Source organism: Stenotrophomonas sp. LMG 10879, assembly GCF_002750935.1.
Taxonomy (GTDB): domain Bacteria; phylum Pseudomonadota; class Gammaproteobacteria; order Xanthomonadales; family Xanthomonadaceae; genus Stenotrophomonas; species Stenotrophomonas lactitubi_B.
In genome coordinates, this window is the sequence record NZ_PEJT01000001.1 from 233,865 (window position 1) to 246,012 (window position 12,148).

Consider the following 12,148-nt stretch of genomic DNA (forward strand, 5'->3'; position numbering starts at 1 on the left):
CCTTTTCCACGGAAAAGGGCTCTGACCCACAGCGTCAGGCCAGCTGGCGGTCCACGGCCTCGACCATCGCCTTGCGGCTGAGCAGGAAGTCCCAGTAGCTGCCACCCAGCTGCCGCCACAGCACCGCTGCGCGCACGGCGGCCAGCAGCAGCGCGCGGATCTCGGCCACAACGCCAGCCTGGCCGAGGTAGTGCGGGTTGCCCTGCACCATCACCCGCGGCTTGAGGTGACTGATGGTGTCTGCATACAGCCCGCCCAGCGCGGCCAGTACTTCCGGGTGGCCACTGTCACCCAGCTCGGTGGCCTGGCGCTGGGCGCGCTCGATACCCGAGGCGACCTTGTTCACGGTGGCGCCGTCCTGCACGAAGCGTCGCTCCAGCTGCAGTACCGACAGGGCCAGCTTGGGCAGGATCGGATCCTGGCCCTGGCTGCGGAAATAATTGTGCAGCAGGCGCAGGCCGGATTTCAGCGCATGCCGATCCCCAAACACTGCCTGCGGCGAGGATGCATCGATGCGGAACACGCTGTCCACGGCGGTGCGCACGGCGGCGGCGTCGGAATGGCCGGTATCGGCGATACGGCGTACCTGCTGCAGGGCCTGGGCAATGCCGGCCAAAGCCAGAACGCGGTCGTCGACAGTGAAACTCATGCAGCGAGTACCTCAAAAGGAGAAGGGGTGGTGCGCAGGCGCTGTTCCAGCGGCGCGTCGGTGGCGGCGATCACCGCGCCACCCAGGCAGACCTCACCGTCATACAGCACCAGGGATTGCCCGGGGGTGACTGCACGCTGCGGCCGGGCGAAGGAAACCTGCACGCTGCCGTCGTCGAGCACGTCCACCGTGCACGGCTCGTCCGGCTGGCGGTAGCGGGTCTGCGCGGTGCATTCAAAACGCCGTGCCGGTGGCGCGCCGGCAATCCAGTGCGCGGTCTCCGAGCGCAGCCGGTTGGACAGCATCCATGGGCTGTCGCGATCCTGGTCCACGTACAGCACGTTGCTGGCCACGTCCTTGCCGACCACATACCAGGGAGCGGCAGGGCGGCCGCGCACGCCGCCGATGTTCAGGCCTTCGCGCTGGCCCAGGGTGAAATAGAAGACGCCAGGATGCTCGGCGATCACGCTGCCATCGCTGGGGTCGAGGATCTGCCCGGTCTTGGCCGGCAGGTAACGACCGAGGAACTCGCGGAAATCGCGCTCGCCGATGAAGCAGATGCCGGTGGAATCCTTCTTGGCGTGGGTCGGCAGGCTCACGTCGCGGGCAATCCGGCGCAGGTCGCTCTTTTCCAGATCACCAATCGGGAACAGGGTGGCCGCCAGTTGTTCCTGCCCCAGCTGGTGCAGGAAGTAGCTCTGGTCCTTGGAGCGATCGGCACCGCGCAGCAGCAGCCATTGATGCCCGCGCTGGGCAATGCGCGCGTAGTGGCCGGTGGCGATGCGCTCGGCGCCCAGCTCGCGGGCAGCATCGAGGAAGTGCTTGAACTTCACTTCGCGGTTGCACAGCACGTCCGGGTTGGGCGTGCGGCCGGCGGCGTACTCGGCAAGGAAGTGTTCGAACACCCCCTGCCAGTATTCGTTTGAGAAATCGCGGAAATGGAACGGGATGCCCAGCAGCCCGCATACCGCCACCGCATCGCGGCGGTCGTCCTCGGCGCGGCAGTCACCGCTGCCGTCGTCGGCCCAGTTCTGCATGAACAGACCGGCCACGGCCTCGCCCTGCTGTACCAGGCGCCAGGCGGCCACGGACGAATCCACGCCGCCAGACACGCCAACCATCACCCGTGGGCTGCTCATGCGACCTCCCGGACCAGTGCAAGCGGGTAGCGCTGGCCCGCCAGGTAGTCGGCCAGCACCTGCCAGACCAGCGGGCTGCGCTGGCGTCCAGCGGCGGCCTGCAGTTCGGCCGGGGTCATCCACAGCGCCCGATCGATGCCGGCATCCAGCGGCCGCGCCCGGTCATGCGAGAGCGGGCGCGCGGCATAGCAGAAGCGCAGGAACGGGGTGCCGTCCCCGGCGGTCCACTGGTAGCAGCCGATGAAGGCGGTCAGCTCCACCGTCCAGCCGGTTTCCTCGACGGTCTCGCGCAGGGCGGCCGCAGCCAGGCTTTCGCCCGGCTCCAGGTGCCCGGCCGGCTGGTTAAGCACCTGCCGGCCTTCGATGGTCTCTTCAACCAGCAGCACCCGGCCGCCGTCGACCACCACGGTGGCGACGGTTGCGTGCGGTGCCCAGCGCGGGTCCGGCGAGGTGTTCAACTCAGAGGTCGTCCTTCTTGGTCAGCTCCAGCTCCATCGCATCGGCGGTGCGGATGGCCGCATCGATGGCGTCGCTGAGCTGGTCGGCGGTGGCGTCGGCATCGATCTTGACCACGAACATCGCGGTCGACTCCTGCTTCACCCAGCCGCCCATCTTGGCATCCTGCGAGTCTTCCAGCAGGCGGTTGGCCACGGCCACCGGGAACTGCTTGGTCTGCGAGGTGTAACCCGGCGACCAGATCTCACGGATGTTGTGGGTGCCGAAGTCTTCCACCGACGAGCGCACGTAGACGATCTGGGTGCGATCGCCCTCGACGTCGAACACCATCTGGTAATCGCCGTCTTCATCCACCTCGTAGGTGTAGCCCAGCTTTTCCAGATGACGTGCAACGGCCTTGTCGGCCTTCGCGCTGTCAGTGGTGGTCGCAGCGCCAGCGGTGCCAGCGGCAGCCAGGGCGATCAGCAGGGCGGAGAGAAGGGTCCTTTTCATGAAGATCCTGTGAAACCAAGAGTGTGGGAAGGTGCAATTGTGACGGCGGGCGTCCGTGCCGTCCATTCCGCGCAGGGCCTGCGCAAGGCCGACTCACCCCTTATAATCGGCAGATGCCTCGCGAGTCCGCCCCCGATTCCCACCACGAGCACGGCGTTGCCGTGGAGCCCGCGCGCCCGGAAGTGGCGCCGCCGCCGTTCTATCAGGTCATGCTGCTCAATGACGACTACTCCCCGATGGATTTCGTCGTGGACGTCCTGCAGCAGTTCTTCAACATGGACCTGGACAAGGCCACCCAGGTGATGCTGCACGTCCACACCCGTGGCCGTGGCGTCTGCGGTGTGTTCACCCGTGAAGTGGCCGAGACCAAGGTGGCCCAGGTCAACGAGTACGCGCGGATGAACCAGCATCCGCTGCTGTGCACGATGGAAAAGGCCTGACCGCCCACGATCTGTAGAGCCGAGCCGATGCTCGGCTGCTTTCTGCCCGGGCGTATCGACCCCGGATGGAGCGTGCCTACCAAGGTGGGCACCTACCAGGGCAGGCAGAGTGTCACGCCCCCGCCAGCGCCTGCAGGGCCATCCCGGCTACCGCCTCATCGATGTCGGCCGGGTCGCCGTCATCCCGGAACCACACCGCTGACAGCCCGGCACTGGCCGCGATCCAGCGCAGCAGTCGCGTGCGCTCGATATCGGCCAGCCGGCAGACCTGTTCCAGCCGGGCGTGGAAGCGCTCGGGCCGCGTTGCCACGTGGATGCCTGGCCCGCACAGGTCCGGGTTGCTGAACATCGTGGTGTAGTCGAACGCGCGGTCACCCAGCAGCCGCTTCGGGTCGATCGCCAGCCAGCCCCGCGTGCCGAAATCGAGCACGTTGTCGTGATGCAGGTCGCCGTGCAGTGGCCGTATCTCCTGCTCCTCCTCCAGCAGTGCCATCGCCAGCGATCTGCACTGTTCCAGCAATGGCGGCAGCGACGCCCTTGCCTGCAGCAGATCAACGAACCATCTACGCAGGCAGACCAGGTCTTCTGGCGGCGCGCTCCGTGGCCGGTGCAGCTGCTGCAGGACCTGGCACAGGATCACGGTGCAGGCGTCGTCCTCGCCCTTGATCGAACGTTGCCGCAGCGAATCGCCGTGCGCGCGTTCGATCAGGATCGCCGGCCCCTCGTGGGCCAGCAGGCGTGCGGCACCGTCGCCGTTCCACCAGCGCAGCAGGCGATGGCCGTTCTGTTCCTCTGTCTCCGTGCTCACCTTCAACATGGCCGCCTCGCCAGAGGCGGTCAGCACCGGCCAGAGCCGGGCATGGGGGGTACGGATCGAAGGACCATCACGTCGCAATCGCCAGCGGCTCAGGTAGGGTTCGCTCATGGTGAGGGTGCTGTCCTGGAGTGAACGATGATCAAGCGGTTCGCACTGCTAACGCCATCTGAACGTCGCAATCCGCTAGGGTGATGGAAATCGCGTAGTCAGGCCGCATATTGTCCCCAACTGCCGCCGGAGTAATCCATGTTCAGCAAAGACCTCGAACACACCATCGGCCAGTGCTACAAGCGCGCCCGTGAGGCCCGACATGAGTTCATGACGGTCGAACACCTGCTGCTGGCACTGCTCGACAACCCGTCCGCTCAGGCCGTACTGAAGGCCTGTGGTGCCGACGCCGACCGCCTGCGCCAGGAGCTGGAGCAGGCCATCGAGGCTTCCGTGTCCCGCCTGGCCGAAGATGATGGCCGCGATACCCAGCCGACCCTGGGCTTCCAGCGCGTGCTGCAGCGGGCCGTGTACCACGTGCAGTCCTCCGGCAAGAAGGAGGTCACCGGCGCCAACGTGCTGGTCGCCATCTTCGGCGAAAAGGACTCCCACGCCGTCTATTACCTCAACCAGCAGGACGTCACCCGGCTGGATGTGGTCAATTATCTGTCCCATGGCATCGCCAAGCTGGGTGAGGAAGGCGAGCAGCCGTCCTCGTCCGAGGGCGAGGGTCGCATGGAAGGGGGTGAGGGTGAGCCGAAGGGCGATGCCCTGACCGAGTTCGCCAGCAACCTCAACGAACAGGCCCGCGCCGGTCGCATCGACCCGCTGGTCGGCCGTGCCGACGAGATCGAACGCACCATCCAGGTCCTGTGCCGCCGCCGCAAGAACAACCCGCTGTACGTGGGCGAGGCTGGCGTCGGCAAGACGGCCATTGCCGAGGGGCTGGCCCGGCGCATCGTCGAAGGCTCGGTGCCGGACGTGCTGGCCGATGCGGTCATCTACTCGCTCGACCTGGGCGCGCTGGTGGCCGGCACCAAATACCGTGGCGACTTCGAGAAGCGCCTGAAGGGTGTGCTGACCGCGTTGAAGAAGGTGCCCAATGCGGTGCTGTTCATCGACGAGATCCACACCATCATCGGCGCCGGTTCGGCGTCGGGCGGCACCATGGATGCCTCCAACCTGATCAAGCCGGCCCTGGCGTCGGGCGAGCTGCGCTGCATCGGCTCGACCACGTTCCAGGAATACCGCGGCATCTTCGAGAAGGACCGGGCGCTGGCCCGTCGCTTCCAGAAGATCGACATCGTCGAGCCGACCGTGGGCGAGACCTACGAGATCCTGCAGGGCCTGAAGTCCAAGTACGAAGCCCACCACGGCGTGACCTACGCCGATGAAGCGCTGCAGGCTGCGGTCGACCTGTCGGTCAAGCACATCGCCGACCGCCTGCTGCCGGACAAGGCCATCGACGTGATCGATGAGGCCGGTGCCCGCCAGCGCCTGTTGCCGGAAGGGCAGCGCAAGGAGCTGATCGACGTCGAAGAAGTCGAGGCCATCGTCGCCAAGATGGCGCGCATCCCGGCCAAGCAGGTCAGCGCCACTGACAAGGATGTGCTGCAGCATCTGGAGCGCAACCTGAAGATGGTGATCTTCGGCCAGGATCCGGCCATCGGCACCCTGGCGTCGGCCATCAAGCTGGCGCGCTCGGGCCTGGGCAATCCGGAAAAGCCGATCGGCAACTTCCTGTTCGCCGGCCCCACCGGTGTCGGCAAGACCGAGGTGACCAAGCAGCTTGCGCTGCAGCTGGGCATCGAACTGGTCCGGTTCGACATGTCCGAGTACATGGAGCCGCATTCGATCAGCCGCCTGATCGGTGCGCCTCCGGGCTACGTCGGCTTCGACCAGGGCGGCCTGCTGACCGAGAAGATCGTCAAGACGCCGCACTGCGTGCTGCTGCTGGATGAAATCGAGAAGGCGCACCCGGACATCTTCAACATCCTGTTGCAGGTGATGGACCGCGGCGTGCTGACCGACACCAACGGTCGCGAAGCCAACTTCAAGAACGTGGTGCTGGTGATGACCACCAATGCTGGCGCGGCACAGGCCTCGCGGCGTTCGATCGGGTTCACCAAGCAGGATCACGCCACCGATGCGATGGAGACCATCCGTCGTGCGTTCACGCCGGAGTTCCGCAATCGCCTCGATGCTGTGGTGCAGTTCCAGCCGTTGGGCTTCGAGCACATCCTGCGCGTGGTGGACAAGTTCCTGATCGAGCTGGAGATGCTGCTGCAGGAGAAGCACGTCAGCCTGTCGGCCACCCCGACCGCGCGCGACTGGCTGGCCCACCACGGCTTCGACCCGCTGATGGGCGCCCGCCCGATGGCGCGGGTGCTGCAGGACAAGGTCAAGCGCCCGCTGGCCGACGAACTGCTGTTTGGCAAGCTGGTCAATGGCGGCAAGGTCAGCATCGACGTGCGCAACGACGAGCTGGTGGTCGAGGCGCAGGCCGAGCCGGAACGGCTGTTGCCGGCCACGGTGGAGTAAGGCTGTGCCGGGCATTGCCCGGCGACGGAAGCAACGACAGGGCGGCTACGGCCGCCCTTGTCGTGTCAGTCCTTCAGCGGCCGCGCTGGCGGGCCATGCGCTTGAAGGTAGCGGCTTCCAAAGGTTCGATCCGATCGACCGTGCAGCTGGCGCGGTCGGTCTTCAGCTCGCTGCGTGAATCACCGCACAGCTGGTTGCTCTCGCCCTGGGTTTCAAACGCCAGCCGGCGCGAGGTCACGGCGCTGCTGCAGGTGCGAGTGAACACGACGCGGTAGTGCTGGTCACCATTGCGCAGCAGCACATCGCGATCGGCGCCGGCGCGGACGATCTGCTGATCCTCGCTCAAGGCAATGCAGCTGTCGCCAGTGCTGGCTGGCGGCGTGTCGGCGGCCTGGGCGACGGGTGCGATCAGGGCAGCAGTGATGAGTGCGAGCGCGGCGAAGCCGGCGGGCAGGGAAGACATGTTCATGGCGGGGGCAGGGTGGCGATCCGGACTGGATCGGGTGCCACGATGACGCCGCCGCTGCGAATGCGAATCTGCCGCAAGCATGGCTGACCGATGTCACGGTGCATTCGGTCAGGGTGCCGTCCGGCAGGGCCGGATTCCAGGCATGACAAAAGGCCAGCGTCCAGGGCTGGCCTTGTCGGGGTGGCGCAACGCGCCAGCCGCTTACTTCATTCGGTAGGTGATACGACCCTTGGTCAGGTCGTACGGGGTCATTTCAACCTTGACCCGGTCACCGGTGAGGATGCGGATGTAGTTCTTGCGCATGCGGCCGGAGATGTGGGCGATGATTTCGTGCCCATTTTCCAGACGAACGCGGAAAGTGGTGTTCGGCAGCGTCTCGCTGACGGTGCCCTCGAACTCGATGGAATCGTCTTTCGACATGTAGTCCTGTGCGGTTCAGAAAACGGCCACGTTGGGCCTAAGGCGCAGCATTTTACGCGTCAAACGCCCAGCTTGCAAAGATTGCGTTATTCCCCGGCAAAATCCGCTGCCGGCACGCGCCCGAGCAGCCGGGTCCAGGCACCTTCCCGGCCCGGCGCCTGCACCGCGCTGCGGACCTGCTCCAGAAACGGCGCGCGCGGCAGGTGCTCGGCGCCCATGCGCAGCAGGTGCGGGTTCTCCACCTGCGCATCGATCAGTGGCCAACCCCAGCCGTGCAGCGTGCGTGCCAGTGCCGCCAGCGCCACCTTGGAGCCGCCAGTGGCGCCACTGAACATGCTTTCGCCGAAGAACATCGCGCCGATGGCCACGCCGTAGATGCCGCCGACCAGCGTCTGCCGGTCCCACACTTCGAAGGAATGCGCGAAACCCAGGTCGTGCAGCTGACTGTAGGCATCCACCATCGCCGGGCTGATCCAGGTGCCGTCCTGGCCAGGACGGGGCGCGCTGGCGCAGGCGCGCATCACCTGGCTGAAGGCGGTATCGGCGGTCACTTCCCAGGTGCTGCCGCGCAGCTGCCGGCGGAACCTGCTGCTCAGGTGCACGCCGTCGGTGCGGAACACCATGCGCGGGTCCGGCGACCACCACAGGATCGGCTCGCCCTCGCTGAACCACGGAAAGATGCCGCCGGCATAGGCGTTGAGCAGGCGCAGCGGGTGCAGGTCGCCGCCCACGGCCAGCAGGCCATCGGGCTGGCGCAGCGCGGTCTCGGCCGGCGGGAAGGGGGCATCCGGCGCATCGGCCAGACGCCAGGGCAACTGACGGGTCATGCCGGCATTGTATTCGTCGTGGCGATACGCGATGTCTGGCACCATCACGCTTCACCGGCAAGGAGCCCCGCATGAGCGACCCCATTACCGCCATCCTCGATGCGCACGATGCGCCGCGCACACGCAATGACAGCCTGGGCATGCTGTTGACCCTGGCCAGCGAAGACCGCCCCCAACTTGGCGCGCTGCTGCTGCAGGCGCTGGAGCGCCGCTCGCCCAGCTCCACCTTTCTCGATACGGCGCTGGATCTGCTGCCGGATGAAGCTGTCGCGCCGGTCTGCAGCGATGCCTGGCGGCGCTATCGTGAGGGCGAGCGCAGTGAGCTGCTGACCAGCGTGCTGGAGTTCGCCAGCTACCAGGCGCCGCAGGTGCTGCAGGACGACTGGGACGCGCTGCTGACGGTCGCCATCGAAGATGACATCCAACTGGCCCCGCAGATCTGGCAGGCGCTGCCGCCGCCGCTCGCGGCGGACTGGGCGCATCGGTTGACCGACGCCGATGACGATCGCGAACTGGAACGCGCCAAGGCACTGCTGTTGGCCGCCCAGCCGGAAACCCATGCCGCCGCCCGTGGTTACCTCGCCGACTGGAGCGATCTCGACGCGGAGGTGTGGGCGCACTGGGCGGGCCTGGCCGATGGTCCCCGGCTGCACCGCCTGCATGGCCAGCAGCCGCTGCACCTGCGTTTTGGAAGCAGGCAGCACCGCGCGCAGGTGGCCGAAGAGCCGAGCTGGCGCAAACGGATCTGGCGGCTGCATCCCACCTGGAATGGTGGTCAGGTGCGGCATGTGGGGAGCATGGGCGGCCCGCTCGATGCCGTGTGCGGCAGCTGCCATGCACCGCTGCAGCGCCTGCTGCAGACCGACACTGCGGCGCTGGAAGAGGGAGCGGCCGGCTCGATCACCCTCGGCCTGTGCCTGGACTGCTGCGGCTGGGAAGATCCGCCCGTGCGCTTCTATCGCCACGATGCGGAAGGCCTGCCGAGCTGCCACCCAAGCCAGCACTGCGAAGTGCCGATCAATCCCACCGACAGCGGCGATCTGATGCAGGCTGAGGTCGGTCTTGCTGCGATGGACAGCCCTCGCTGGCAGCAGCAGGACTGGGGCCAGTCCAATCATCGGCAGAACCTGTCGCGCGTGGGCGGCGCGCCGAGCTGGGTGCAGAGCGCGCACTACCCGGCGTGCATCGACTGCGGCGAGCAGATGCCTTTCGTGATGCAACTCGACTCAACGTTGCCGACCACCAATGAAGGCATGCTTCTGTGGGGAAGCGGCGGCATGCTCTACAGCTTCTGGTGCGGCAAGTGCCGGGTGAGCGGGCACTTCTGGCAGTGCACCTGAGCGCCTCGATCGCCTGAAGGCTTCCATTTTTGAGATTTGTTGCATTCCCTTGTGAGGCACCTCCAGTCACCCTTTTGGTTTACATGCCCTGGGCGGACTGCCATGACCTGTATTGCCGCCATGCAAGAGCTGCTTGAGATCGCTCAAACGCCCGGGGGCTCAGATAGAGCCTTGGTTGCGATTCTCGATCTCTCTGAGCGTGATCCCGCCGCCCTCTCAACACTGCTCATCCTGGCGATGAAGGCTCGGGTGGAGAGAAGCGGGATGCTAAGGGCTGCGGCTGAGTTGCTGCCGGATGACCGTGCCACAGAGATTTGCAGGTTTGCTTGGAGCGAGTTCAAGAGCGGTAACAACCACTGGCTGGCAGCCGAGATCGCGGCGCAAGCGGCCTATCGCGTCCCCGGATTGCTTCAGGATGACTGGGATGCCGTCCTTCGACTGTCGGCCCAAGAGCCCATAGAAGGTCCGTTCTGGCGGGAGCTGCCGATTGAGGTCGGCCGGCGATGGATTCAGGAGGCCAGAGGGGCATCATCGTCTGCTGCTGGCTTGCCCGGATTGCCGCTTGCGATGAGTGGGGTAGTGGAGTTCCAGGACGCCGTGCGTGATCCATTCGATTCACGGGATGAGCCTTGGGCAACAAGAAGACGTGAGGGATTGTCTGGTCTTGAGGTGGGCTCGGGACGCGCGCTGCATGGAGTGCGTGGACTGCACCTGCGTTTCACTGCGCAACTCCAGCGCTTGCAACTGGCGGAATCCACGAGCGTGGAGCGTCGCCTCCAGCGTTTGCATCCAACCTGGAAGGGTGGGGATGCGAAGGCAACGGCACGCATGGGTGGTCGCCTGGAAGGGCGATGTGGAATATGCGGCTCACCATTGCAGCGTTTGCTGGAACTGGAGCTGGCGTTGATCGGCCCGTGCACCCTCTCGATGGTGACACTCGGCATATGCCTGGACTGCCCAGACAATGGAGAGTCCGGTTGGTGCCACGGAGATCCCGTGTACTTCCGCCACGATGCGCAGGGTCTTCCCTTCGCCCATGAATCGCAGGTTCTCGACCCGCGTGCATGTTCCGAAACGTCGACTTCGCTATTGGTGGCGTGCGTCGATCTGGTCGAGCTTCCGGGTCGCTTCTGGCAACCGCCTAGCTATATGGGCGGCTGGCAGAATTACAGCCGGGTGGGCGGACTGCCATCATGGATCCAGAGCGGGTTCTATCTGTCCTGTCCCGATTGTTGCCGCACGATGTTCTTTGTCATGCAGCTTGACTCCCACATTCCTTTGGATGACGGCTCTCTGATGCAGTGGATGAATGGAGGAATGCTCTATACGTTCTGGTGTGACCATTGCCGGATCAGTGGGCACTACAGCCAGTACTCTTAGCTCATCCGAGCCAGCCCGACGCTACGGTTCCGCACGAAACGGGCTATGCCCCTGCAGTTCCTGCTGGTAGCGCCGCACATCCCGCCGCTCCTGCCGGCACCAGTCGCGCAGCGCCTCGGCAAACTCCGCATCGGCCACCCAGTGCCGGCTTCGCACGATGGTCGGCAGGAAGCCACGCGCCAGTTTGTGCTCGCCCTGCGCGCCAGGCTCGAAGCGGGCTATCCCCTCGCGCAGGCAGTATTCGATGCCCTGGTAGTAGCAGGCCTCGAAGTGCAGACCGGGCAGGGTGGCGCCGCCCCAGTAACGGCCGTAGAGCGTGTCGCCACCACGCAGGCACAGCGCACCGGCAATGGGTTCGCCGTCCTGTCCGGCCAGGAACAGCACCAGCCCACGGCCCAGTGAAATTGCCAGATGGCGCAGGAATGCCTCGGTCAGCGCTGGCGCGTTGCCGTATTCCAGGAAGGTCTGCAGGTAGAAGCGGTACATGGCTTGCAGATCGGCGCGGCTCGCTTCGTCGCCATGCACCACCCGGAAGCTGATGCCCTGTCGGGTGACCTTGGCCCGCTCCTGGCGGATGTTCTTGCGGTGCTTGTGGTTCATGGCACCGAGGAACTGCTCGAACGTGCTCCAGTCGCCCGGGTTCTGCCACTGGAACTGGATGTCCTCGCGCAGCAGCCAGTCGTCGCCGAAAGCGGTCTCGTCAGCTGCCGTGTGGAAATTGATGTGTGCTGACGACACGCCGAGTGCGGGCATCTGTTCGCGCACTGCCGTCAGCAGCGCAACACGCTGCGAATCGTCACGGGCCAGCAGGCGCGGGCCGGTCACCGGCGAGTACGGCACAGCGCCGAGCCATTTCGGGTAGTAGTCGCGTCCGTGGCGCGCATAGGCATTGGCCCAGGCATGGTCGAAAACGAACTCGCCGTGCGAGTTGGTCTTCAGGTAGCCGGGAAGGGCGCCGACCAGGGTGTCCCCGTCCCAAAGGGTGAAATGCTGCGGCTGCCAGCCCCAGTCCTCGCGCAGGCAGCCATAGGTTTCCAGGCCGGCAAGGAATGCGTGGCTGACGAACGGGTTGCGGCCGTCGTGCAGGGCATCCCAGTCGGTGGCGGGAATGGACTGCAGGGAGTCGAGGAAGCGGGCGGAGTGCATGGGGAGAAAGGATAGGGCAGGACGATCACGAACGGTGTTGGCGG

13 protein-coding genes are annotated in these 12,148 nt (G+C 65.8%); 4 read left to right on the top strand and 9 right to left on the bottom strand.

The window, feature by feature from the left end; all coding sequences use genetic code 11:
* Positions 1-34: 34 nt before the first annotated feature.
* Genes hflD through CR919_RS00990 form a run of 4 tightly spaced genes read right to left on the bottom strand, consistent with a single transcriptional unit; the run spans position 35 to position 2,736 of the window.
* A complete protein-coding gene (hflD, locus tag CR919_RS00975; protein ID WP_099818418.1) occupies positions 35-649 on the bottom strand; it encodes a high frequency lysogenization protein HflD in 615 nt (204 codons plus the stop codon).
* Positions 646-1,788: a tRNA 2-thiouridine(34) synthase MnmA gene (mnmA, locus tag CR919_RS00980; protein WP_089241078.1), complete on the bottom strand. Its 1,143-nt coding sequence runs from the start codon at positions 1,786-1,788 to the stop codon at positions 646-648. The genes hflD and mnmA overlap by 4 nt, the downstream gene beginning before the upstream one ends.
* Entirely contained in the window at positions 1,785-2,246 is a 462-nt protein-coding gene (locus CR919_RS00985) for an NUDIX hydrolase (RefSeq protein WP_099818419.1), read from the bottom strand. The genes mnmA and CR919_RS00985 overlap by 4 nt, the downstream gene beginning before the upstream one ends.
* Before the next feature lies 1 nt (position 2,247).
* Positions 2,248-2,736 carry a hypothetical protein gene (locus CR919_RS00990; RefSeq protein WP_099818420.1) on the bottom strand — a complete coding sequence of 163 codons (489 nt, stop codon included), beginning with the start codon at positions 2,734-2,736 and terminating at the stop codon, positions 2,248-2,250.
* 113 nt (positions 2,737-2,849) lie between these two features.
* Here CR919_RS00990 and clpS point away from each other — a divergent pair, with 113 nt between their 5' ends.
* The gene (gene clpS / locus CR919_RS00995) at positions 2,850-3,176 is read left to right on the top strand and encodes an ATP-dependent Clp protease adapter ClpS (RefSeq protein WP_025879127.1); all 327 of its coding nucleotides are present in this window, start codon (positions 2,850-2,852) and stop codon (positions 3,174-3,176) included.
* A gap of 112 nt (positions 3,177-3,288) precedes the next feature.
* Here the strand turns inward: clpS and CR919_RS01000 are convergent, their stop codons facing one another.
* Positions 3,289-4,101 carry an APH(6) family putative aminoglycoside O-phosphotransferase gene (locus CR919_RS01000; RefSeq protein ID WP_099818421.1) on the bottom strand — a complete coding sequence of 271 codons (813 nt, stop codon included), beginning with the start codon at positions 4,099-4,101 and terminating at the stop codon, positions 3,289-3,291.
* Between the two features lie 138 nt (positions 4,102-4,239).
* Here CR919_RS01000 and clpA point away from each other — a divergent pair, with 138 nt between their 5' ends.
* Positions 4,240-6,522 (top strand): ATP-dependent Clp protease ATP-binding subunit ClpA, encoded by a 2,283-nt coding sequence (gene clpA, locus CR919_RS01005; RefSeq protein ID WP_049467362.1) that lies wholly within the window; start codon positions 4,240-4,242, stop codon positions 6,520-6,522.
* Positions 6,523-6,595: 73 nt separating this feature from the next.
* On the opposite strand, the gene CR919_RS01010 is transcribed toward clpA, so the two are convergent.
* The 3 genes from CR919_RS01010 to aat form a co-directional block, all read right to left on the bottom strand.
* Positions 6,596-6,991 (bottom strand): hypothetical protein, encoded by a 396-nt coding sequence (locus CR919_RS01010; RefSeq protein ID WP_099818422.1) that lies wholly within the window; start codon positions 6,989-6,991, stop codon positions 6,596-6,598.
* Between the two features lie 201 nt (positions 6,992-7,192).
* Entirely contained in the window at positions 7,193-7,411 is a 219-nt protein-coding gene (infA, locus tag CR919_RS01015; RefSeq protein ID WP_005409596.1) for a translation initiation factor IF-1, read from the bottom strand.
* A gap of 86 nt (positions 7,412-7,497) precedes the next feature.
* The gene (aat, locus tag CR919_RS01020; RefSeq protein WP_099818766.1) at positions 7,498-8,238 is read right to left on the bottom strand and encodes a leucyl/phenylalanyl-tRNA--protein transferase; all 741 of its coding nucleotides are present in this window, start codon (positions 8,236-8,238) and stop codon (positions 7,498-7,500) included.
* Between the two features lie 71 nt (positions 8,239-8,309).
* Here aat and CR919_RS01025 point away from each other — a divergent pair, with 71 nt between their 5' ends.
* Positions 8,310-9,578, top strand: coding sequence for a hypothetical protein (locus CR919_RS01025; protein ID WP_099818423.1), 1,269 nt, complete (start codon positions 8,310-8,312; stop codon positions 9,576-9,578).
* A 102-nt stretch (positions 9,579-9,680) separates the two neighbouring features.
* A complete protein-coding gene (locus CR919_RS01030; protein WP_099818424.1) occupies positions 9,681-10,958 on the top strand; it encodes a hypothetical protein in 1,278 nt (425 codons plus the stop codon).
* 21 nt (positions 10,959-10,979) lie between these two features.
* On the opposite strand, the gene CR919_RS01035 is transcribed toward CR919_RS01030, so the two are convergent.
* Positions 10,980-12,104 (bottom strand): GNAT family N-acetyltransferase, encoded by a 1,125-nt coding sequence (locus CR919_RS01035; RefSeq protein ID WP_099818425.1) that lies wholly within the window; start codon positions 12,102-12,104, stop codon positions 10,980-10,982.
* Positions 12,105-12,148: the final 44 nt, after the last annotated feature.